Source organism: Sutcliffiella horikoshii (assembly GCF_019931755.1).
Lineage (GTDB): Bacteria > Bacillota > Bacilli > Bacillales > Bacillaceae_I > Sutcliffiella_A > Sutcliffiella_A horikoshii_E.
Genome location: NZ_CP082918.1, coordinates 1,451,542 through 1,474,675, shown reverse-complemented (window position 1 = coordinate 1,474,675; position 23,134 = coordinate 1,451,542). Strand labels below are relative to the sequence as shown.

General features: G+C 39.5%; 23 protein-coding genes, 1 pseudogene and 2 riboswitches. Of the genes and pseudogenes, 5 read left to right on the top strand and 19 right to left on the bottom strand.

The window, feature by feature from the left end; genetic code table 11:
* Window positions 1-215: 215 nt before the first annotated feature.
* From K7887_RS07570 to phnD, 7 genes and pseudogenes are all read right to left on the bottom strand, one after another.
* Window positions 216-1,361: pseudogene (locus tag K7887_RS07570) on the bottom strand (M3 family oligoendopeptidase); the annotation flags it as partial.
* A 134-nt stretch (window positions 1,362-1,495) separates the two neighbouring features.
* Window positions 1,496-1,942, bottom strand: a complete 447-nt coding sequence (locus K7887_RS07565) for a MarR family winged helix-turn-helix transcriptional regulator (protein ID WP_223492927.1) — start codon at window positions 1,940-1,942, stop codon at window positions 1,496-1,498.
* Window positions 1,943-2,048: 106 nt separating this feature from the next.
* Window positions 2,049-3,629 carry a bifunctional metallophosphatase/5'-nucleotidase gene (locus tag K7887_RS07560; RefSeq protein ID WP_223492926.1) on the bottom strand — a complete coding sequence of 527 codons (1,581 nt, stop codon included), beginning with the start codon at window positions 3,627-3,629 and terminating at the stop codon, window positions 2,049-2,051.
* A gap of 81 nt (window positions 3,630-3,710) precedes the next feature.
* A complete protein-coding gene (gene phnE / locus K7887_RS07555; RefSeq protein WP_148964850.1) occupies window positions 3,711-4,508 on the bottom strand; it encodes a phosphonate ABC transporter, permease protein PhnE in 798 nt (265 codons plus the stop codon).
* Window positions 4,508-5,308 (bottom strand): phosphonate ABC transporter, permease protein PhnE, encoded by an 801-nt coding sequence (gene phnE / locus K7887_RS07550; RefSeq protein WP_223492925.1) that lies wholly within the window; start codon window positions 5,306-5,308, stop codon window positions 4,508-4,510. Before phnE (K7887_RS07550) ends, phnE (K7887_RS07555) begins: the two co-directional genes overlap by 1 nt.
* Complete coding sequence (gene phnC, locus K7887_RS07545; RefSeq protein WP_223492924.1) at window positions 5,305-6,078, bottom strand: phosphonate ABC transporter ATP-binding protein; 774 nt, start codon at window positions 6,076-6,078, stop codon at window positions 5,305-5,307. Before phnC ends, phnE (K7887_RS07550) begins: the two co-directional genes overlap by 4 nt.
* Before the next feature lie 79 nt (window positions 6,079-6,157).
* Entirely contained in the window at window positions 6,158-7,108 is a 951-nt protein-coding gene (gene phnD, locus K7887_RS07540; RefSeq protein ID WP_223492923.1) for a phosphate/phosphite/phosphonate ABC transporter substrate-binding protein, read from the bottom strand.
* Window positions 7,109-7,482: 374 nt separating this feature from the next.
* Between phnD and K7887_RS07535 the strand changes: the two genes are divergently transcribed.
* A complete protein-coding gene (locus tag K7887_RS07535; RefSeq protein ID WP_223492922.1) occupies window positions 7,483-8,214 on the top strand; it encodes a ZIP family metal transporter in 732 nt (243 codons plus the stop codon).
* 30 nt (window positions 8,215-8,244) lie between these two features.
* On the opposite strand, the gene K7887_RS07530 is transcribed toward K7887_RS07535, so the two are convergent.
* Entirely contained in the window at window positions 8,245-8,418 is a 174-nt protein-coding gene (locus K7887_RS07530; RefSeq protein WP_223492921.1) for an aspartyl-phosphate phosphatase Spo0E family protein, read from the bottom strand.
* A gap of 234 nt (window positions 8,419-8,652) precedes the next feature.
* On the opposite strand from K7887_RS07530, the gene K7887_RS07525 reads away from it, so the two are divergent.
* On the top strand, window positions 8,653-9,426 hold the full coding sequence (locus K7887_RS07525; RefSeq protein ID WP_223492920.1) for a divergent polysaccharide deacetylase family protein: 774 nt from the start codon (window positions 8,653-8,655) through the stop codon (window positions 9,424-9,426).
* Window positions 9,427-9,493: 67 nt separating this feature from the next.
* Here K7887_RS07525 and cbpA read toward each other — a convergent pair whose 3' ends face one another.
* From cbpA to K7887_RS07490, 7 genes are all read right to left on the bottom strand, one after another.
* Window positions 9,494-10,132 carry a cyclic di-AMP binding protein CbpA gene (cbpA, locus tag K7887_RS07520; RefSeq protein ID WP_223492919.1) on the bottom strand — a complete coding sequence of 213 codons (639 nt, stop codon included), beginning with the start codon at window positions 10,130-10,132 and terminating at the stop codon, window positions 9,494-9,496.
* Between the two features lie 129 nt (window positions 10,133-10,261).
* A complete protein-coding gene (locus K7887_RS07515) occupies window positions 10,262-11,599 on the bottom strand; it encodes a CoA-disulfide reductase (protein WP_223492918.1) in 1,338 nt (445 codons plus the stop codon).
* A gap of 516 nt (window positions 11,600-12,115) precedes the next feature.
* Window positions 12,116-12,649, bottom strand: a complete 534-nt coding sequence (locus tag K7887_RS07510) for a 1,2-dihydroxy-3-keto-5-methylthiopentene dioxygenase (protein WP_223492917.1) — start codon at window positions 12,647-12,649, stop codon at window positions 12,116-12,118.
* 18 nt (window positions 12,650-12,667) lie between these two features.
* A complete protein-coding gene (locus K7887_RS07505; protein ID WP_223492916.1) occupies window positions 12,668-13,306 on the bottom strand; it encodes a methylthioribulose 1-phosphate dehydratase in 639 nt (212 codons plus the stop codon).
* On the bottom strand, window positions 13,303-13,968 hold the full coding sequence (locus tag K7887_RS07500; RefSeq protein WP_223492915.1) for a 2-hydroxy-3-keto-5-methylthiopentenyl-1-phosphate phosphatase: 666 nt from the start codon (window positions 13,966-13,968) through the stop codon (window positions 13,303-13,305). The genes K7887_RS07505 and K7887_RS07500 overlap by 4 nt, the downstream gene beginning before the upstream one ends.
* Window positions 13,965-15,209 carry a 2,3-diketo-5-methylthiopentyl-1-phosphate enolase gene (gene mtnW, locus K7887_RS07495; RefSeq protein WP_223492914.1) on the bottom strand — a complete coding sequence of 415 codons (1,245 nt, stop codon included), beginning with the start codon at window positions 15,207-15,209 and terminating at the stop codon, window positions 13,965-13,967. Before mtnW ends, K7887_RS07500 begins: the two co-directional genes overlap by 4 nt.
* A gap of 74 nt (window positions 15,210-15,283) precedes the next feature.
* Window positions 15,284-15,389: riboswitch (SAM riboswitch) on the bottom strand.
* An 86-nt stretch (window positions 15,390-15,475) separates the two neighbouring features.
* Window positions 15,476-16,648 (bottom strand): pyridoxal phosphate-dependent aminotransferase, encoded by a 1,173-nt coding sequence (locus K7887_RS07490; RefSeq protein WP_223492913.1) that lies wholly within the window; start codon window positions 16,646-16,648, stop codon window positions 15,476-15,478.
* 98 nt (window positions 16,649-16,746) lie between these two features.
* Here K7887_RS07490 and K7887_RS07485 point away from each other — a divergent pair, with 98 nt between their 5' ends.
* Window positions 16,747-17,529 (top strand): carbon-nitrogen family hydrolase, encoded by a 783-nt coding sequence (locus K7887_RS07485; protein ID WP_223492912.1) that lies wholly within the window; start codon window positions 16,747-16,749, stop codon window positions 17,527-17,529.
* 376 nt (window positions 17,530-17,905) lie between these two features.
* Here the strand turns inward: K7887_RS07485 and cspD are convergent, their stop codons facing one another.
* Entirely contained in the window at window positions 17,906-18,103 is a 198-nt protein-coding gene (cspD, locus tag K7887_RS07480) for a cold-shock protein CspD (protein ID WP_010192350.1), read from the bottom strand.
* Between the two features lie 319 nt (window positions 18,104-18,422).
* Window positions 18,423-18,582: riboswitch (SAM riboswitch) on the top strand.
* Between the two features lie 101 nt (window positions 18,583-18,683).
* Between cspD and mtnK the strand changes: the two genes are divergently transcribed.
* Both mtnK and mtnA read left to right on the top strand, forming a co-directional pair.
* Window positions 18,684-19,880, top strand: a complete 1,197-nt coding sequence (gene mtnK, locus K7887_RS07475; protein ID WP_223492911.1) for an S-methyl-5-thioribose kinase — start codon at window positions 18,684-18,686, stop codon at window positions 19,878-19,880.
* Between the two features lie 3 nt (window positions 19,881-19,883).
* The gene (gene mtnA / locus K7887_RS07470) at window positions 19,884-20,933 is read left to right on the top strand and encodes an S-methyl-5-thioribose-1-phosphate isomerase (protein ID WP_223492910.1); all 1,050 of its coding nucleotides are present in this window, start codon (window positions 19,884-19,886) and stop codon (window positions 20,931-20,933) included.
* A 201-nt stretch (window positions 20,934-21,134) separates the two neighbouring features.
* Here mtnA and K7887_RS07465 read toward each other — a convergent pair whose 3' ends face one another.
* From K7887_RS07465 to K7887_RS07455, 3 genes are all read right to left on the bottom strand, one after another.
* A complete protein-coding gene (locus K7887_RS07465; RefSeq protein ID WP_223492909.1) occupies window positions 21,135-21,479 on the bottom strand; it encodes a DUF6176 family protein in 345 nt (114 codons plus the stop codon).
* Between the two features lie 223 nt (window positions 21,480-21,702).
* Window positions 21,703-22,281, bottom strand: coding sequence for a DUF2087 domain-containing protein (locus K7887_RS07460; protein WP_223493603.1), 579 nt, complete (start codon window positions 22,279-22,281; stop codon window positions 21,703-21,705).
* Between the two features lie 339 nt (window positions 22,282-22,620).
* Window positions 22,621-23,109, bottom strand: coding sequence for a methylated-DNA--[protein]-cysteine S-methyltransferase (locus K7887_RS07455; protein WP_223492908.1), 489 nt, complete (start codon window positions 23,107-23,109; stop codon window positions 22,621-22,623).
* Window positions 23,110-23,134: the final 25 nt, after the last annotated feature.

Below are 23,134 nucleotides of genomic sequence, written 5' to 3'. Positions count from 1 at the left end.
GGAATTTCTATTCGGAATTCAAAAAAGTGGGTTCAGAAGAAATTCGTTGGGGAGGAAATAAATATTCATAAATATGTATATTTAATTAAAATAATTGGTATTAAATTGAAGATTTTATTTATTTCACACAAACACAATTTGGGGGAAATTAATATAAAACTTGATACAAGTGAAAAAGTCGAATTTCACCCAATCAAAAAGGGAATATAACTCCTTGCCTCATATGTCGGCCAATTATACTCAGGCACATCAAAATCACGGCTCATATAGACTTGGAATGCATGCCCCGCTTCATGTGTCAGAACGTCAATGTCACCACTTGTTCCGTTGAAATTCGAGAAGATATACGGTGCCTTATATGTCGGGATATATGTGCAATATCCGCCAGCTTCCTTCCCTTTTTTCGCAACAAGGTCCATAAGGTTCTTGTCAATCATAAATTGGAAGAACTCTTTCGTCTCTTCAGACAGTTCTTCATACATTTGTTTACCATTTTCAATAATCCACTCAGGTGTTCCTTTTGGTTTTGCATTACCTGTTTTGAATTTAAATCCTTCATCATAATACTTCATGGATTCTACACCAATACGCTCCTGCTGCCTTTCAGCAAGTTTTCCTACTAAAGGAACGATGGAATCTTTTACTTGATCTCGGAATTTAGCAACCATTTCCGCATTATAATCAGTACGTGTCATACGCGCATATCCAAGTTCCACGAAACTATCGTAGCCAAGCTTCTTTGCCATTTTCGTACGAACTTTGACAAGTTGATCAAAGATTTCGTCGAACTCTTCTTGGTTTTCTTGAAAGAAACCAAATTTCGCTTCACTTGCTTGCTTGCGAATGGCACGATCTTCTGACTCCGTATACGGATCCAATTGTGCCAGTGTTAGCTCTTCTCCATTGAAATTGATTTTTGCAGAAGCAACTAACTTTGAGTATTTGGTGGAAAGTTTATTTTCAAGTTGAAGGTCTTCGATAATCGCATCATCGAATGTCTTCAATTCACATTCCGCTAAAGCGAAAAGCTGCGTTCCCCATTTTTCTTCAAGTTGTTTTCTGAATGGTGACTTGACCAATGCCTTATAAAATTTTGTTTCGAGGGACTGCGTCAACGGTTCGATCTCATCAAGAAAATCTTGCTCTTCTTTGTAAAATTCATCATTTGTATCAATGGAGTGACGAATATAAACTAAGTTAAAATCTGTACTTAATTGATTTCGCACTTCATTAATTTCCTTAATTGCTTCTTCCTGCAATTCAACAGAATCTGCCGCCCCAAACTTCTCTACAGCAGCCATAAACCTCTTCTCCACCTCATCCATATTAGGACGAGAATAACCAAACTCTTCAAATCTCATATGTATTATCCCCTTTACAAACAGACTTCACCTTACTAAGTATTCGACATGAAAGAAGAAATTCCTTGTGGGGTCTGACCCCACAAGGAAATTTTTTTACAACAAAAATCCACAAAAAAACCAACCTCTAAAGGTCAGTCTTTTTGTTGGGCGTTTAGGCCGAGTTTTTTGATGAGTTGGATGGCTTGTTCTTTTTCTTGTTGGGTGAGGCCGTCCACTAGGGTGTGGATGTGCTGTTCGTGTTTTGGGAATATTTCATTCAGTAGTTGTTTTCCTTCGTCCGTTATTTGGGCGTAGGTTACTCTTCTGTCTTTTGGACAAGCTTTCCGGACAAGGAGTCCTTTGTTTTCCAATTTATCGACTACATATGTGATGCTGCCGCTTGCCAATAATATTTTTCCGCCGATCTGCTGTAATGGTTGCTCCCCTTTGTGGTAGAGAAGTTCTAGCACTGCGAATTCGGTTGGATTCAATTTAAAGCTTTGGATAGATTGGTTTGCTTTGTCATTCAATGCACGAAACGCTCTGGAAAGAACAATAAATAACTTGAGTGAAGTGTCGAGCTCGTGTCTTTCTGCCATAATAGTCATTCCTTTTTTAAAAAATATCTTGAATTAAGACTAATGGTATAGTACTTGACTTGATTCGTCAATTAAAATTCAAGAAATTGTAAAATTTTAAGTTCTATTAATTGTCTTCATCTTTCCATATTACCTTCCAGTTCCGATCTACTGTCGCTTCTATCACTTTTTCTTCAAGAATGTAGTTAGCAATTAGTTCGGACATGTCCATAGGGATATCCTTTACTACCGGTTTATCTCGATACATGGTATAGTCACCGCCACCGCCTGCACGGTAGTTGTTCATAACCACTTCGAATTCTTGATTCCTATCGATTTCACGCCCGTCTCTTGCTAATTTCACTACTCTCTCCCCAATTGGCTTCCTGATGTCCAAGATATACTCAATACCCTCCCACATGTCGTAATTATAATGTTGCGGTTTTGGGGTGGTAAAGGAAGGGTTCACCTCTAATTCGCCGCTTTTTCCAATCATAAAATAAGAGGCAGATCTCTCAAGGGCATCCTTTATATCTTGGCCTGTAATTTTAATTACCTTCAATGTATTTGGATAGATATAATTTGAAACAATGTCTCTCATAGTTACACTCGTTGGAAACCCAGGAGAGTTATTATGAAATAGAGCAGTATTAGAAATATCTGCACCGGATACCTTCATTTGAACCTTATTGATGAATTCGATTAGTGGGTTATCGCCTAAGCGAATTTGATGTGCATCTTCGACCAACATAGCACCTTTAATTTTTCCCATCGGTGTATCAAGCCATTTTTGTGTGGCTGTTTCATCATCTTGAATTAATTCTGTTATTTTTTTATCAGGTTCCACTTGTTCTACTGGTATTAACTCCGCTTTCTTATCCGCAATCTCCCACTTCCCTGCTGTCTTTTCAAAGGAAATGGTTGCTTTACCAACCATTTGACCATTAACGCCGGGTTGGAGGACAAGAACATCATTTATCGTTGTTGCAATGGTACGGTGCTGGTGACCTGTGAGGAGAATATCGATACCCGCTATTTTTTCACAGATCTCATAGCCTTGATTCTCTCCGGTCAGGTTTTCCGTTACTTCCCCAGAAGCAGGATCCTTTTCGAATCCACCATGGTAGCTGACTATGAGTAGATCAGGATTTTCTTTTTCCTTAATAAAATCTACCCACTTTTCCGTGGATTTTAACGCTTCTTCAAACGTTAAGCCTTTTAGATGAGAAGGGTCCTCCCAATTAGGTATGTAATGGGTTGTCACTCCGAGGACGGCAACTTTAACAGAATCATATTGTTTAATGATATAAGGCTTTCCTAAAAAGGGTTTTCTACTTTGCTCATTTAGAATATTGGCACACAACCATGGAAAAGCAGAAGATTTAACAGCTTGTTTCAACACATCCATGCCATAATTAAACTCATGGTTCCCTACTACTGCAGCATCATAATTTAGATGATTTAACACACGAATCATTGGATTTTCTTCATTTGATTGCTTTTTTACATAGTGATAGGTTAATGGCGTTCCTTGTATAAGGTCTCCATTGTCTATAACTAATACATGCCGCCCATTTGTTCTCTCTTCTTTTAGAATGGTGGACACCTTTGCCAGGCCCAGTGGTGTATATTCATTATTTCCATAGTTTATCGGCACGATGGAGCCATGGACGTCACTTGTTTCTAATATGGTCAAATTCAGCTTCAAAACGGATGCCTCCTTTACCTGATTTATTTTCAGAATGAAAGATAGGGCCGATCATCATGATCAACCCTACAGTAATAGAGATTATACAATTCTTTTACGGATTGATGCAGAAAGGAAGTCAATGATGGTAACCACCACGACGATAACCAAAAGGATCAGTCCCATCTCTTCCCAATTACGATTCATCTGCGCAAATTGGATAAGTGTCCCGATACCTCCAGCACCAACGATACCAAGGATAGTAGAAGCACGTACATCAATCTCAAAACGATAAATTGCATAGGATAAGAATTCAGGGATGATTTGCGGTATCACACCATGAAACAGGATTTGGACTTTATTCGCCCCGCTTGCTTCCATTGCTTCGACAATGTTCATATCAATGGATTCCAATACTTCAGAATACAATTTCCCAAGCATTCCTGTAGAACCGATGGCAATTGCAAGTACACCAGCAAAAGGATTCGGACCTACGGCTACAACAAACAGGATAGCCAGGATCAAGTCTGGAAATGCACGAATACCACTAAGGACCCATTTGCCAAATGTAGTAAGGACTTTGCTCTTTGTCATATTCTGAGCAGCCATAAACCCTAAAGGAATAGCAATGATTGCTGCCATTAAGGAACCTGCAAACGCAATATATAATGTTTCTACCATTGCGGTCCACACTTTCCCAATAGATGCCCATTCCGGATTGAACAATTTAGGAATAACTCGTTGGAAGTTATTAATCATTCTTTCAAAAGCGCGTCCCCAGTCAATATCGATTCCTGTAAAAGTCCAAATATACATCACCGTAAGAAAGAGGAAAATCCCCCAATTCCTAAGCGTTTTTAATCCAGATCTCTTCTTTTTGGGAGGTAATACTAGTTCCATTATACAATCGCCTCCCTGATTTTAGTTGAGATGTATTCAATAACTACGACCAGAACAAATATCACAAGTATAATTAACATCGCGTTCGGGTAATTGTAAAACTTAAGCTGTTGACTCAGTACAATACCAATTCCCCCTGCTCCTACTAATCCTAAGACAACAGAGGCACGAATATTGATTTCAAATACATAAAGTACAAAAGAAACAAATTGAGGCAACACTTGTGGTATCAGGGCAAAAGAGATCTTTTGCAATGTGTTTGCTCCTGATGCGCTCATCGCTTCCATCGGATTCATATCAACGGACTCAATCGTTTCACTGATCAGCTTAGCTAAAATACCTAATGAAAAGATAATAAGTGCTAGAATACCAGGCAGTACACCTATTCCAAATAAACCTACGAAAATAACAGCAAGTACCAGATCAGGGATAGTACGTAAAATATTTAAAAAGGAACGAACAAACGTGTAAACGAATTTATTAGATGTTACGTTTTGTGCAGCCAATAAACTTAAAGGGATACAAAGAAAGGCTGCAACAGTGGTTGCAATAATAGCCATTTGAATGGTAACAGCCAGTGGTTCAATTATATGAACAAAAACGTTGAAATTCGGCGGGAAGAACTTTACGATAACTCTTCCCATATTCGGGATCCCATCCAACAGATCTCCAATAGTAGCTCCGGTTTTGACAGTACTAAGGATATAGAAACCTATTACTGCAGCAAATATGACGGATATTCTGGCTTTTGTTTTGGCAGGCAGGAGTGAAGGTGCGGATTTTTGTTCCTCTAGCTTCACTGTTCTACACCTCCGCGCAAATCGTCCTCACGAATTGCACGCCCATAGATTTGTTCGAACGTTTTCTCGGACACTTCTGATACCGGACCGTCGAATACTACCTCGCCTGCTCTCATGCCAATAATACGATCTGCATACTCCATTGCCATATCAATAAAATGAAGGTTTACAATGGTTGTAATTTTATCTTCTTTATTGATCTTTTTCAGGTACGTCATAACCTGATGAGAGGTTGGAGGGTCAAGTGAGGCAACCGGCTCATCTGCAAGGATGTATTTAGGCTTCTGCGTCAAAACACGGGCAATACTTACACGTTGCTGCTGTCCTCCACTCAATTCATCCGCACGGTTATATAATTTTTCTTCTATATTTACACGCTTCAAGCTTTCATAAGCAAGTGCTAAATCTTCTTTTTTGAATAGGTTAAAGGTGGAACGAAGTGTTCCTGTATATCCTAAACGACCAGCAAGTACATTTTTCAAAACATTCGATCTTTTTACAAGATTATAGTTCTGAAAAATCATCCCCACTTTAGTTCGTAATTTTCTCAAGTCATTGTTTCGGTAAGTTAAAATATTTTCATTGTCTACATTTAGCTCTCCATCAGTCGGAGTAACCAATCTGTTAATACTTCTTATAAATGTTGATTTACCTGCACCGGACAAGCCGACAATTACCACAAATTCGCCCTCATTAATAGTCACATTAATATTCTTCAACCCTTGCGTTCCATTTGGATAAACCAAGGAAACATCTTTGAACTGTATCATGTTGCAAACCCCCTTAATTCTTAACATACAAAACAAAATAGGGGAAGCAACCTCCCCCTAGATTGCAAATCATATAAAATTAGAAAGAAATAGAATCCTTGAATTTCTCATAAGTTTCTTTTACAACTTTGTATTCTTCATCAGTAGCTTCACTGATTTCGTCCCAGCTGTAAACTTCGTTCATGATTTTGATCATATCTTCATCTTCATTGAAAGAAAGGAATGTATCTTTAATTTTTTGTACTAATTCATCATCTAATTCTTTTGTTACAGAGATTGTATCGTTAGGGATTTCATCTGTGTAACCAAGGATCTTTGTTTTTTCCATAATGTCTGGGTATTCTTCTTCTAAACCTGTACGAACATCATCGAAAGTAGTTGCTACATCAGCATCACCTTCGTATACTGCGATTGCAGCTGTATCATGTCCACCGGATTGAAGAGTGTCAGAGAAAAAGCTAGTTTGTAAATCTTGTGCACTTGCAATGTCAAACTCGTCCATTAATTGAGATGCTGGGAATAGGAATCCAGATGTAGAAGCAGCATCAGGGTATGCCCAAATTTTACCTTCAAGATCAGCAAGTGATTCAATTCCAGAATCTGCTCTTACGATGTACTGAGCCTTGTATGTACCACTGCCATATCTGATAGACTTCAAGATTACTTCTGCACCATATTGCTCATTAGCTAAAACATAACCAAATGCAGGAATGAAACCAACATGAACTTCATTTGAACCCATAGCTTCAATTAGAGCAGTATAGTCAGTCATTACACGACCTTCCACTTCAACTCCAAGCTCTTCTCCTAAACGATCAGCCAATGGCTCTACAGTGTCAGCAATTGTATCGGATTCTTGAGATGGTACAAATCCCATTACGATTTTTTCTGGAGTTATTTGCTCTCCGCCAGTTGCAGAGTCTGAACCTGAATTGTTGTTTGTGTTCTCTCCGCTAGAGTTGTTACTGCCACATGCAGCAAGGCTGATTGCAAGGATTGCAACCAAAAAGATTGTTAAAAACTTTTTCATGTTTCTTTTTCCCCCTAAGAAATTATGATGGTGTTTCTCTCACAATTAAAAGTATAACGAATTAAAGTTGGCTACGGCTACAATTTTTTCTGTTTTTTTACAAAATGTTAAAAATATTTACTTTTCATTGCACTTTTTTCACTTTTTAACAGAGTTTTTTATATTAAATTTACAATAAATTAATATTTCCTCTCCGAAGCCGCTTTAGATGTCTGATGATAGATGAGAGACGTCTTGTCTTAAATGTCGTCTAATTCTTCTGATCGCCTTACTTGTTTCTAAGAATAATATTGGTACAATATCCTTAGTTACATAAAAAAACGAAAGACCTCAATTAGAGATCTTCCTTATAAGGATGAGAAAGGATATATGCGATGTCACAAGTATTATTAGGCAGTGTGTTGGCAGCTATGTCAACAGGTGTAGGTGCTTTACCAATTTTATTTTTGAAAAACACATTGACTCACAGATGGAGAGATACGCTTCTTGCATTTACTGCTGGTATCATGATGGCAGCAGCTACCATGAGTTTAATACCGGAGGCACTTTCATATGGAGGATTTGTTCCTTTAGGAATTGGATTGCTTTTGGGGGTAATTACTTTGACTCTTTTAGAAAGGTCCATTCCCCATATTGATTTGGAACATAATCGAAAAGGGATTGCTTTTGACCAAAAAGCGATGCTTATTGTTGCAGCGATTACCCTACATAATATACCAGAGGGACTTTCTGTCGGCGTAAGCTATGCATCAGATGCAGCAGATACAGGGAACTTAATTGCGTTTGCAATAGGGTTGCAAAATGCACCAGAGGGGTTTTTGGTAGCTTTATTTTTAATGAACCAGAGGATTACTAAATGGAAGGCATTTATCGTAGCCACCTTAACTGGGGCTGTTGAAATACCAATGGCTTTATTGGGATTCTATCTCACTTCGGTGGTCTCATCTCTTGTCCCATATGGGCTCGCTTTTGCAGCAGGAGCGATGCTTTATATCATCTATAAAGAATTGATTCCTGAAAGTCATGGGGATGGGAATGAAACGACCTCCACCTACTCATTCATTATCGGACTTTTATTTATGATCTTTTTAACACAGATTTTCTAACCGTTCCTTCTGGACGGTTTTTTTTATGTATTATTTTTTCTCAAATATTATTTCTTGGTATTTATAAATCAACTTATCTAAATCTTGGCTGCATTTCACCGTTTGTTCACTTATGTAACCTGTTTTATTGGCTACTGCTATCATCGTATCTCTTTTCTCTTTAATAAGTAATAACAGTTGATCCACATACCCTTCATAAGACAATGTGACTCGCCCCTTCTCTATCAATTTCCACAATTGAAATTATTACAATAATTTCTATAAATGTAAATAGAATCGCAAAGTTAGACATATTTTTCAAGGAATTATTTTTTAAGAATAGGCGGATAATAGGACAAAGTATCTAGGGAGAGTAGAGATTAATTCTCTTCTATAAAAATTATCTGGTGCGAATTTTGTCGAATAGTAAAATACATCATTAGACAAGTAGGTGCAGAAATGAAAGTAATACTAGTTGTACTGTTGAGTAGCATGTTTATTCTTTGTTTCCCTTCTGTAAAGTCTTCTGCTGAAGTCCATTCTAGCAATAAAGTGGCTATTGTCATTGATGATTTTGGCAATAACATGAAAGGCACCGAGGAAATTCTTCACTTACCCGTACCTTTGACCGTAGCTGTTATGCCTTTTCTTTCGACCACTGAACAAGACGCTGAAATGGCCCATCGCTTAGGCCATGAAGTTATTCTTCATCTTCCCATGGAACCCCTAAAAGGAAAAAGGAGTTGGCTCGGACCAGGTGCCATTACTTCTAATCTAACTGATAAAGAAATCTATAAAAGAGTTAATGCAGCTATCGATTCTGTTCCTTATGCAGTAGGGATTAATAACCATATGGGTTCTAAAATTACTGCCGACAAGCGGATCATGAGAATTATTTTAGGAATCTGCAAAGAGAGAAACTTATATTATTTAGATAGTAAAACAACCAAGAAGAGTGTTGTTACTGAATTAGCTACCGAATTGGGTGTTCCATTTCTTGAGAATGAATTATTCTTTGATGAGGTTTATACAACTAATCATATCGTAAAGCAAACCAATCAACTCATCAAAAAAACCGAAGTGGATGATGAAATCATAGCCATTGGACATGTGGGACTTGTAGGGGAAAAGACTGCAGGGGTGCTAAAACAATATATCCCTAAACTGCAAGAAAAAGCGGAAATTGTCACACTGTCTAACATTCTAATTGATAAAGAAATATTGCTCCACTGATGAATCTGCCATATTTACATCTAAAACGAACAAAAGAGCAGCTCCACATTCGGAACTGCTCTTTTTCTTATTTTTGCACATCAATTTGATCGACATGTGTGACTCGGAATTCTTTTTCTCCAAGTTTTTTCACTAACTTATTCACTTTTTCTTGTGGCAATTCTGCTGGTAGATTGACAATTATTCTACGCAGATATTTTTCACCATTATCAAGTGTAAGCATTCCGTCGATATTGACATCCTTTAACATAGAAACAAGATCCTTAATCGCTCCTTTGTGCTCAATTGTAGCGATTGTAAGGGTATACCCGCCAGTTTTCATTCCAAATGAATCAGCAAGAACATCCATGACGTTTGCATGTGTCAATATTCCAAGAAATTCATTCTCTTCATTCAGCACTGCGATAAACGGCAGTCGTTTAATGGTAAAAAATGCTTTAAAGAAAGAATCTTCCTCGAAAATAAAAGCATCTTGGTTTTGGATCAATACTTCAACTGAATCGTCGGGACTTCCTTTTTGTTCATATAGATAATCTAATAAGTGAACTTTGTACACCAAGCCTAAAAATGTATGCCCATCGTTGGAAAGAATGGGAATGCACCTGTAGCCTGTATCCTTTATTTTCTCATAAGCTTGCTTAATCGTGTAAGTCGGTTCACAGAACTCCACATCATGCTTTGGTACAAAATTGTAACGCACCTTCATGTCTCTCACTCCTTAGGCAGTTTCTCTCTAGAATATGTAAGTTATAAAACTACTATAACAGTAGCATATTCCCTTTCTAAGGTAAAGAAAATTCATAATATTAACACAATTTATTTACATTTGTTCTATTTATTTTGCCGCATTTGCAGCCACTTGAACGGCATCCCATACGGTAGCATACGGAGGAGCATAACTCAAATCCAGCATAGCAATTTGGCTTGTCGTCAAGCCGCAAGTAATGGCTGTCGCAAAAACATCAAGCCTTTTTGCAATGGATTCATCTTTTCCAACAAGCTGAGCTCCCAGGAGCTTTTGTGATTCTTTTTCATATACAAGCTTAATATGGATCTTTTCTGCACCAGGATAATAGGAGGCATGATTATTTGTTTCAATAACCACTGTTTCAATATCTAAGTTCTCCTCCTGTGCTTGTTTCTCGGTGATTCCAGTCATAGCTGCCGTCCACTCTAGAATCTTCACTACATTTGTTCCAAGGATGCCATCAAATTTTGTTGGAATACCAGCAAGATTGTCAGCAGCCACCCTCCCATGTTTATTGGCTGTTGTACCGAGGGCTATGTTTACAGGTTTATTTAAGAGAAGGTGATTGCTAGTTGCACAATCTCCTGCTGCATAAATGGATTTGATGCTCGTTTCTTGATGGGAATTAACAATGAGCGCGCCGTTTTCCAACATATCTAAGCCTAACTCATTTATAAATTCCGTGTTAGGTTTTATTCCGATATTTACAATAACCGCATCAACTTCATATGAATTTTTGTCTGTCACAATGCTTGTCACTTTTCCCTGTGCCATTTTAAGTTCTTTTACTTCTTGGCTTGTTCGCATTCCAACTCTATTTTGCAGGGAATCAGAAATAATCTTGGCCATTTCCTCATCATAATTTGGTAGAATCTGACTTTGTAGCTCTATGACGAACACCTCTTTGCCAAGCTCTACCATGGTTTCGACAAGCTCCATTCCGATATATCCCCCACCTATGATGCCTACCCTTTTGATATTTTCCTCCTGATAGTACTTACGCATTTCTATTCCATCATTCAGTGTCTTCAATGTATGCACATTGCTTGCCTCTTTCGGGATAAAAGGCGGAACGATGGGTTTGGCTCCTGTTGCAATCAATAATTTATCGTAGTGGACATATGTTTCTTCACCTGATTTAAGGTTTTTCACCTTCACCCTTTTATTTGAGGGATCTACATCTGTCACCTCATGATGGATATGCACGGCAATATCTCGTTCTTCAAATTCTTCTACCGTTCTAGCTAGCAGATCTTTATGAGATTCTGTGACACCAGATATGTAATATGGCAATCCGCATGCTCCATATGAAACATGCTCATCTTTTTCAAATACACTGATTTTTATCGTTTCATCTAGTCTTCTTAGCTTGGAGGCAGCGCTCATTCCCCCTGCAATGCCACCAATAATCACCACATGCTCCATTTGCTTTCCTCCTAAATCTATCTCTGTTTCATACCATTATATTCCCTCTAGACAGATAAAGTAGTCATGTAGAGTAAGAAAAAAACTTTAATTGGTTGGGTAATCACCGCTGTTCCTTTCCGCAAATGGCTTCGCTTTCCGCGGGACGGCGCTTGAGCCTCCTCACTCCGTTGCGGGGGTCTCAACCTACCGTTACTCCCCCGCAGGAGTCTTCGCCATTTGCTCCAATCCACAGCTAGAAATTGCGTGAACGAGATGTTAGTGCTTCCTCACTTAAATCCGTTAGATGATTTTTCACAAACCCTAAAGGAAATGAGTCACCTTGTTGATTGGAGTGGAAGGCGCGCAGACGCCCGCGGGAGGAAGGGACAGGTGAGACCCCGCAACGGAGTGAGGAGGCTCACGGACCGCCCGCAGGCAAGCGAAGCGCCTGGAACGGAAATCAACCGGATTTTGCTATTTCTTAACTTAAAAAAACAGATGACCCCGCCAAAGCAAAGTCATCTGTTTTTTTAATTAGTTATTTACTTCTTCTTTTTCGTAAATAGGTACCCAACCTTCTGTGGTAACGAAGATTCGAACTGCGACTACTTTACGATCCTCCATTAAGGTGAAAAAGTGGCGGACATTCGGAGGCACAGAGATTAAATCGCCAGGTTCCAATTCTACATCAAAGAAGGAACCATCTTTTCCTTGAATAACGAATATACCATGGCCGCTGACAATGAAACGTACTTCATCATCTGTATGGTGGTGCTCTTTATTGAAGTTTTGAAGAAGTTGCTCCAAGTTTGGAGTGGTATCAGATAAAGAAATAACATCTTGTGCCTTGTAACCCCTTTTTAAAGAAATCGCAGCAATTTCATCTTTAAAAACTGTTAGGATTTCTTCTTTGTTTTCATCTGTTAAAGAAAAGTTTTCCTGCAAGTGTTGAGGGAGTTTCGTAATGTCCCAGTTTTCGTAAATTACTTCATTATCATTTAGGAAGCCTTCTACCTGTTCTTTCCCACTTATTCTTTCATCTGTTTCGTGTAATCTGATTTCTGCCATGTTCATTTCCTCCTTAGGTTAAATAGATATTTTTGGTTGGACCAAGTTTTTTACACTTAATAGTTTTAAATGATAGGAAAATAGAAACTCCCAGGCCTCTAGGTATTTTTTCGCTTCAAAGGCGGTTTTCCCCCAGACAGTGATACCATGATTTCTGATGAGGACAGCGCCAGCATCTCCATCTATAAATTGAGAAAACTCATCTGCCAATGCTGGAATGTCTGCATGGTTTCTTATGATTGGGATGCTTACTTCTGCATCTTCCTCCCATATGCCGAATGCTTTGATGATTTCCTGTCCTTTGAATCTAATCTCACCGTGGTCTCCATACAACTCAGAGATGACATTGTTATCAACTGTATGAACATGCAAGGAACAACCTGCGTTCGTATTCCGGTAAACTTCCAGGTGTAGCAATGTTTCTGCTGAAGGCTTCAAATCAGTGTTTTCTACAGCCTTTCCGCGTTCATCCACAAGCAGGAAATCTTCTGAAGTTATTTTCCTTTTATCCTTGCCGCTTGAGGAAACCAAGAATTGCAGTGGGGTATCTGATACTTTAATAGAAAGGTTTCCACTCGTACCAAAGAACCAATCACGAAAAGCCAGCTCTTCCTTAACCTCCGAAAGCTCTGTCCACTTCTTTAAAAATTGACTCATGCTGTCACCTCCCGTTTTTTCAAAATATCCATCACATCATAAAACGTTTCGAATGGGGAAAAGGCAATGGAATGCTCCTCACACTTTTTAATCAAAAAGTCTCTCGCTATCACTTGATCAGCTAGCTTTGCCGCTTCTAAATCTGTAATGGAATCGCCGATCACAATTTTATAGGTGTTTGTTTCAGCAAGTTTTCTGATAATCGATGGCTTGCAGCAGCCACAATCGTTGTCACAGTATGCATCACATGCATGCGGCCAAAGGATGTTTATTTTTTCTCCAGAAAAATCGGAGCGATTGCAATAGATGTTTGCTTCTTCTATCAATCCTTCTAAAAGTGGTTCCACAAAGAAATCAATACCGCCGGAGACAATATAGAGGGGAATTCCCTCTTCTTTTGTAAAAGCCACAAACTCCTTAAACCCCTCCCGTATCTCAGCGTGATCTAATATATATTTCGTAATAGCCTCTTTTTTCTCAGAAGGAAGAAGTGCAAACATCTTCCCTACCCCATTCTTGATGGAGATTTCTTGGGATAGTACCTGGTTTTTAATTTCGTCCCATTCTTCTGGGGCAAATTTCTTCATGATGGCAATGATATTGTCACTATTGGTGATGGTTCCATCAAAGTCACAAAAAATCATCTGCTTATTGACAGTCATGTTGTAACCTCCACACTTCCCCACTGCTTCAGGGCAACTTCTAACTCTGGATGCTTTTGTGCGTAAGCTGTCAGAGATTCCCCAGCCTTTACTGCAGCTATTGCCTGACGAAAAGCTTTTGCTCCCGCTGCCCCACCAAGCTCATGTCCGTGAACACCTCCTCCTGCGTTGATGACCGCATCGTTGCCAAAATCCTGATAAAGGATCGGTACGAGTCCAGGGTGTATGCCAGCTGATGGCACAGGCAGGGTCGTTTTAAACTGATTGTCTGCTACTGTTAGGGCATCCCGAATTCCGAGCGCCTGCTCCTTCGGCAACGCAACACTTCCATAAGGAGATGGGAATAAAGAAAAGTCAGCTCCTGCATAGCGTAAAAGTTTCCCTAACAGCAATTCATTGGAAATCCCATAAAATTCTGAAGGGGTAACTGCTCCACTAACCGCCGGATGCGCCATGATCGGAATGGATACTTCCTTGTCTTCCGCCAAACTTTGAAGGGTATCAAGTCCATATGCAAAAACATTAAATAGTAGAAAATCAGCACCCAATTCTACAGCCTTCTTTGCTTTATCTTTAAGCTCCAACGTACGGCCTGTCAGGTTTACGGCATATCTTGCACGATGACCTGTCTCTTCCTTCACTTCCTCCAGGATCCTTCTGCCTTCGGTAATCCTTTTTTCAAAAGGGGTAAGTTCGTTTTCAAACAAAATTTCGTCATCCTTGATGAAATCCACTCCACCAAGTGCCTGCCCCTTCAACTGATCAGTAAGATAATCAAGGTCCTTGCCGATCACCCCTTTGAAAATGCTCATGACGAATGGTCTATTATGAACGCCAGTAATGGAGCGAAGCCCCTCTATTCCAAATTTCGGCCCAGGATATGCTTGCTTTAAGTCATTACTGAACTCAAGGTCAATCAACTTTATCTCCCCGTCCAGTGAAAGCTTGCCGAATACAGTGGTTAATATGGCTGGAAGGTCGTTGCTGTAATTGAAACTAGGATACGCAATTTGGATGATGCCGCGTGTAACCGTCTTCCCAAAATAAGCATCCACCCTGTCACTTGACGAAAGATTTTTGACGCTTACCACTCTGCCTTTATGCTTTTTCAGCTGCTCCTGCTCAAGTTGTGGGAGATCAGTCCATGACCCGATTGTAAGTCCGAGTGCGATACCTTCCGCTTTTTTTTCGAGATTCCCTTTATAATCATGAACCAGATAGGTTGCTAGAATTTCTGACATTATGTACACCCTTTCTATCGATGATAAAACACAAAAAACCTCTTCGATAAGAAGAGGTTAGTCCATCTAACGTCCTCTTATCTATCAGCTTCATGCTGCAAGATTTAGCACCGTGCTTAATTGAATAAGTCGGTTGCCGGGTTTCATCGGGCCAGTCCCTCCACCTGCTCTTGATAAGATTGGATTATATTAAATTCACTTTTGAAAAATTTACTGAATTCTAGTTGAGATTATGCCATCATTCTGGCTTTATGTCAACAGACTATTCAGAAAATCTTTAACTCTCTGATTCGTTGAACTGCTTCTTGCAATCTTTCTGTACTGGTTAATAGCCCGACTCGCACATAGCCTTCTCCAAATGATCCAAAGCCAATACCAGGAGCTACAACCACATGTGCTTCTTCAAGCAGCTTGTCTGCAAACTCCTCAGATGTGTATCTTCCCGGAACTTTTAACCATGCAAAAAAAGAACCTTTTGGCGCCATTACTTCCCAGCCAATTTCCTGTAACCCATGAATAAGGACGTTTCGTCTCTCCTCATACAACTCTACCAACTCTTCTACACATGTTTGTTTATCTAACAAGGCAGTTGCAGCCGCCTCTTGGATCGCGCCAAAAATACTGACATACATATGGTCCTGCAAGAGATTGATCGCTTTGATGACACTTTCATTCCCTACTGCAAACCCTACTCGCCATCCTGCCATATTAAAAGTTTTCGACAAAGTATAGATTTCAATGCCGACATCTTTCGCACCGGGGGTCTGTAAGAAGCTAAGCGGTTTTTTTCCATCAAAGCCGATAGCACCATAAGCAAAGTCATGCACAACGCAAATATCGCGCTCACTTGCAAGTGCTACGGTTTCCTTGAAAAAAGCAGAATTCGCTACAGCTCCTGTCGGATTATTGGGATAATTGAGGAACATGAGCTTCGCAGCTTTTAAGACTTCCGGATTGATATCTTCATAGTTTGGTAAAAAATGATATACTTCTCTTAATGGCATGTATTCCATTTTAGCTTTAGCCAATGCGACTCCAGACCAATAATCCGGATAGCCCGGGTCTGGGACAAGAACGGTATCCCCTTCATTCAATAAACATTGGGGAATTTCCACCAGTCCCGCCTTGCCGCCAAAGAGTATGGCCACTTCCGAATCGGGATTTATGTCCACTTCGTATTCTCGTTTATAAAAAGTTGCAATCGCTTCTTTAAAAAATTGGTGACCCTGAAACGGGGAATATTTATGATGATTTGGTTTTTCAACGGCTTCCTGTAACGACTTTACAATATGTTCAGGAGTCGGCTGATCAGGGTTTCCTTGTCCAAGATTAATCACATCATGACCTTGTGCGACAACCTTCCCCACCTTTTCAACCAATGAAGCAAAGAACTGTTTAGGCAGTGTATTTAATAATTCAGATTGTTGAAAGTGTTTCACCTTTTTCACCTACTTAAAAAATTCTTGAAATCCTAGTCACAAATCATATATTGTTAGATTCAACTTGTAAAGTACTTTTTCAACGGGGGGATAAAATTATGAAATGGAAAATAGCTTGTATTCAATTTGATGTAGCTTTCGGTGATCCCGAGGCAAATATAGAAAAAGCATGTGAACTTTTGACAGTTGCAGGAAAAGATCGACCTGATATCATTGTTCTTCCTGAACTGTGGTCTACAGGATATGATCTCGGGCGCCTTGATAAAATTGCCGATTCTGGCGGTTTTGTCACGACCAAATTCCTTAAATCTGCTGCAAAAGAACTAAAAACACACATTGTGGGCGGTTCGGTCGCGAAAAAAACGAACAAAGGAATTTATAATACGATGATTACGGTTAACAAAGATGGCGAAGTTGCCGGCGAATATAGTAAATTACACCTTTTCCGCTTGATGGACGAGCATCATTTCCTTCAGCCAGGAAAGACGGATGGGATGTTTGAGCTTGACGGAGAAACATGTGCAGGATTCATTTGCTATGATATCCGTTTTCCTGAATGGATCCGCGCGCATACCACTAAAGATGCAAAAGCGATATTCGTTGTTGCAGAGTGGCCTTTGGCAAGGGTTGATCATTGGCGTACCCTTCTTATTGCAAGGGCCATTGAGAACCAGTGCTATGTAATTGCATGTAATCGTTCTGGTGCTGATCCGAAGAATGCTTTTGCAGGGCACTCGATGATTATTGATCCTTGGGGAGAAATTGTGGCTGAAGCCGGGGAAGATGAGGAAATTATTACAGCTGAGATAGATTTGGATAAGGTGGAGGAAGTAAGAAAAAGAATCCCAATCTTTGAAGACCGAAGACCACAATACTATTAATCTTTTTACTTTAGTTGATTGCTTAGTCGCCGCTGTTCCTTTTCGCAATTGGCTTCTCGCTTTCCGCGGGACGGCGCTGGAGCCTCCTCACTTCGTTGCGGGGTCTCAACCTACCGTTACTCCCCCGCTGGAGTCTCCGCCATTTGCTCCAATCCACAGCTGAACATTGCGTAAAGTTACGTTAATCCTTTTACAGCTAACCCGGTTAGAGGGCTTTTCACTAACCCTTAAATGAATGAAGCCACCTTGTTGATTGGAGTGGAAGGCCCGCAGGCAAGCGAAGCGCCTGGAACGGAAATCAACTGTATTACATATTCTCTTATTCTTCCAAAACAAAAAGGACTCCGGAGTGGAGTCCTTTTCTATTTGGCTAGCATTATTTTGTAACGTTAGCAGCTTGAGGTCCACGAGCACCTTCAACGATTTCGAAAGATACTTCTTGGCCTTCTTCTAAAGTTTTGAAACCTTCGCCTTGGATTGCGGAGAAGTGTACGAATACGTCGTCTTGACCTTCAACTTCGATGAATCCAAAACCTTTTTCTGCATTGAACCATTTTACTTTACCTTGTAACATGTTTGTTCCTCCTTGTGGTTAACCCACGTAAATATTACTATTCTTGCTCTTTCAAACATTTCAAGACGAAAACGTGTTTCTGACTTTCCATATTCACGAACAAAAATAATAGTTTAATAATAACAGGTGCCTAGCATTTTTTCAAGGTTTTAACCAAACAATTCATACAATTCCATTAAATTCTTTAAATAATCTGATATTGGTTACAACAAAGATTTTTCAAAAAACTTGTTGACAATTTTCCCGGCGTCTTGTTATTATTTTCATCAAGCAATAATTTTCACACAATTTCATACATTCACAATTTAATGATTGTGATCTCTTATCAAGAGCAGGTGGAGGGATTTGGCCCTATGAAACCCAGCAACCGACCGTAATACTGTTGTGAAACAGGGCGTTACACATTTGTGGACGCCGAACGTATTAGTTCATAAGGCACGGTGCTAATTCCAGCAGAAGTTATTTCTGGCAGATAAGAGGGGAGAAGTCTACTCTTCAAGCCTCTTTCTTATGGAAAGGGGCTTTTATTTTTAAATAAATGCCCCGTTACTAATCAATAAATCACACGGGGGTAATAAATATGACCATTACAGCAACTACAGAATACGAGCCGTTAACAGAATCAACCGCTATTTCACTAGCGAAAGATCTTGAATTTTTCAAAGATGGTGCGCTATTGCATTGCCGTGAAATCGGTGATGGAAATTTGAACCTTGTCTTTCACATTAGAGACGAAAATAACACAGGAATTATTATTAAGCAGGCATTGCCTTATGCAAAGGTTGTTGGAGAAAGCTGGCCGTTGACCTTGCACAGAGCAACAATAGAAGGAAATTACTTGAAGAACGCCGCTACTTTGGTACCTAATCTTATTCCGAAAGTTTATTATACAAACGAAGCATTAGCGATAACGATCATGGAAGACCTCTCCCATTTGGAAATCGTTCGAAATGGTTTTCTAGATGGCAAGGACTTTCCGCTTCTGTCAAAGCATATTGGTGAATACTTAGCGAAAACATTGTTTTACACTTCTGATTTTGGATTAAATCAACAAGAGAAGAAAAACCTTCAGCAGGCATTTGCAAATCCAGAGCTTTGTAAGATTACCGAAGATCTAGTGTTTACAGACCCTTTTTATGAAAGTGAGACCAACGATTATGAGCCTGAGCTGCTTGGTTCGGTCGAGGATATTTGGAATGATGCGGAATTAAAGCTTGAAGTGGCAAAACTGAAATACACATTTTTAACCAACGGAGAAGCACTTCTACATGGGGACCTCCATACAGGAAGCATCTTTGCGAGTGAAATCGATACTAAAGTTATTGACCCTGAATTTGCATTTTTCGGACCGATCGGCTTTGATGTTGGACAGTTCTTTGCCAATATCCTCTTGCAAGCAATCACCAGAGACGACAGTCAAAGGGCCAGCATCACTTCCCACCTTTATCAAGTTTGGGAAGGATTCACTTTTACCTTCTCTGACTTATGGAAGACAAACAGTGTGGAACATTTCACGCAAACACCAGGCTACTTGGATTTCTTCCTGAAAAAAGTCTTTACTGATGCAATTGGATTTGCCGGATGTGAGGTTATTCGTCGAACCATTGGTTTGGCGCATGTAGCTGACCTTGATAGCCTCAAACCTTATGAGCGCAAAATTTCAGTAAAACAACAAGCTTTGTTATTAGGGCAAACACTAATTAAAAATGCAGCAAATATCCGTAACATTCAAGATGTAGAATCACTTCTTAAGAATGAACTAAAAGGGAATGGATAAATCATGACAATTACTACTAACCTACCGCTATCTGTAGAATGGAAAGACTCTTATATTCGATTATTAGATCAACAGAAATTACCTCAAGAGACGGTTTTCATTGATTTGCATACCATTAACGATGTCTATGATGCCATTGTCACTCTTAAAGTAAGGGGGGCGCCTGCAATTGGCATAACAGCAGCATACGGGCTTGTTCTCGCTGCAAACTCTTATAACATAGTTAATTTAGATGAATTTCACAGCCAGTTGAAAAAGGACCGGGACTACTTGGCAACTTCTCGTCCGACAGCAGTAAACCTTTTTTGGGCAATCGACCGACTCCTACAAGTGTCTTTGCACGCTTCTTCCGTGAACGAAGCAAAAACAAATCTTGTTCATGAAGCAATTCAAATCCAACTCGAGGACGAAGCAACATGCAGGCTTATCGGCGAGCATGCTCTTTCCTTGTTTCAAAAAAACGATAAACTGCTGACCATCTGTAATGCAGGATCTATTGCAACGGCCCGTTACGGAACAGCATTAGCTCCATTTCATTTGGCAAAAGAAAAAGAGTTCCCATTAAGTGCTTTTGCCTGTGAAACAAGACCAGTTCTACAGGGATCGCGATTAACTGCCTGGGAGCTGCAACAATCGGGAGTGGATGTAACGTTAATTACCGATAATATGGCTGCGCACACCATTAAGACCAAGAATATTTCAGCTGTTATAGTCGGCGCTGACCGAATCACTGCCAATGGAGACACCGCAAACAAAATTGGCACATACGGACTTGCCATTCTCGCTAAAGCTTTTGGTATTCCGTTTTATGTAGCTGCACCTTTATCTACTTTTGATTTATCGAAGCAAACTGGAGAGGAAATTGAAATCGAGGAAAGAAGCCCTGAGGAAATTACCCACCTCGGAGGGAAACAAATTGCTCCAGATGACATTTCAGTTTTTAACCCGGCATTTGACGTTACTCCAAGCGAACTGATTACCGCCATCATTACCGAAAAAGGCATCATCAGAGGCGATTACACAAAAGCAATTTCTTTACTTTTTAAAGATTAATAGACAATGATTTCATTACGTAAAAATTACACTTACTGTTGATTTCCGTTTCAGGCGCTTCGCTTTCCATGGGCGGTCCGGAAGCCTCCTCGGGCTAATGCCCTGCGGGGTCTTCCCTGTCCCTTCCTCCCATAGGAGTCTTCGCGCCTTCCACTGCAATCAACAGGGTGTCCTTATTAGCATGTTTATTATAATTATGGGTTAAATCATACTGTTTCTTACCTTTTGAGGTATCATAATCACTTCTGTCTTTAAGTCGATTGGTTTAAAGGTAGCGTCTATACATTCATTCCAAAACTCTAAATGCTTTTTATCTATCCAATGTTCTGATTGATCTACTTCTTGTCCTCCTTCACCTTGCACTGAATACCAATATAAAAACTCTTCACCATTTAGATTCTCCCTAAAAATGGTTTCAACATACATATTCTCTCCCTCTAACGTAACAAGAACATCTTTCATATTATCCTTCAAAAACTTCAACCATTCTTTTACTCGGTCTGATTTACCTTCTTTAACCCTAAATCTCGTTAATTCTACGTTCATTTTATATGCCTCCCCTTTTAAATATTTTTCTATTTGATTTCTAGCTGTGGATTGAAGCAAATGGCGTAGACTCCTGCGGGGGAGTAGCGACAATGTTGAGACCCCGCAGGCAAAGCCGAGGAGGCTCAAGGTCGCCCCGCGGAAAGCGCAGCCATTTGCGGAAAGTAACAGCGGCAATTAGCCAAACAACTAAAGTTTAATAGTCTTGAATGACCCTTTGTTCTTATTTCGCCCACATTTCTGTTGGGTTTAGTTCGTATATTCCTGCTTCACGGTACATGTAATGATTGATAATGAATTCCCTGCGTATCGTTGCAAAGTCTTCATGAAATTGTTTTATATGCTCATTAATTTCCTTTTCACTATACTTTTTACCCATCTCTAAGTCTTTCAAAATATGTTCAAATATAATCAATTTCTTCTTCCTCTGGGCTGGAATGTTTTTCAATTTTCCATCTTCAGCAAGGAAATTCTGCAAGATTTGTTCTCTCTCTTTTTGCTCTTCCATTGTCCTCTCCCCTTTTCCGCTTCTTTCTAACACGATAAAAAGACCTTCACTATGTTGTCTTAGAGCTTTTTGATTCAAGTAATAATAGACAGTATTTTTTTCTCTTCTTTCGTACACTGCACTTATTTCTTTCAGCTTGGCGATATGATGGGAAATTGTCGGTGGTTTTACCCCTAATCTTTCTGCTAATTCTTGTCCACTTAGTGGTTCTTCGGTAGATAACAAGACCAGCAATTTGATTCTAGTTGTATCGCCCATGACTTTGTAATAGTTGACGAGTTTATCCAGTTGCAGGATAATCCACCCCTTCACATTAATTAGATACTTATCTAATTAGATAGTAATCTAATTACAAGGTGAAATCAACCTTTTTTCTTATCTTTTTTTAATATTGACCCTTTTTCCTCGACACTGATAATGTTTAGTTTTGTTAATACCTCTGTATAAAAGATGATTTTATTATTTTTTCCCATTTTGTTCATCTCCAATTTTGCCCTTGAGCAACTTTTTTAGTTTTAGTAAATTATATGAAGAAAATGAAAAATTGATACATGCTTCCTTCTTTACGAGCAAAAAAAATACGATAGCATAAACACTATCGCACATAGTTTCCACATTATTTCGTTTTCAGCGCTATACCAATACGCCTTCTAATTTTAACAGCTCTTCTTTCATCCCAATTTTATCTCCGGCATAACCTACCAAATCTTTATTCTTCCCAATGACACGATGGCAAGGTATGACAATAGGCAGTGGATTTCTTCGGTTCGCTTGTCCGATCGCCCTGACTGCTAACGGTCGGTTTATTTCTTTCGCAATGTCTTGATAGCATTTCACTTCTCCATACTGGATGTTGCTCAATGCCTTCCAGACTTCCTTTTGAAATACTGTCCCTTCCAAATGAAAAGGCACTTCAAACTCTGAACGAATACCCGCAAAATATTCTTCTAATTGGGTGATAACCAACTCACATAATGGATCATCAGGAGCGTATTTGTATAAATCAGCGTCCTTATCTTTCTGAAGGAATTCCTTATCAAACTCGATTCTAACTAAATGGTTTGCATCACATACTACATAAATAGTACCTATTGGAGTTGTGGTGTTGCTGTACTGATACATATCTAGATACCCTCTTTCTTCCGGT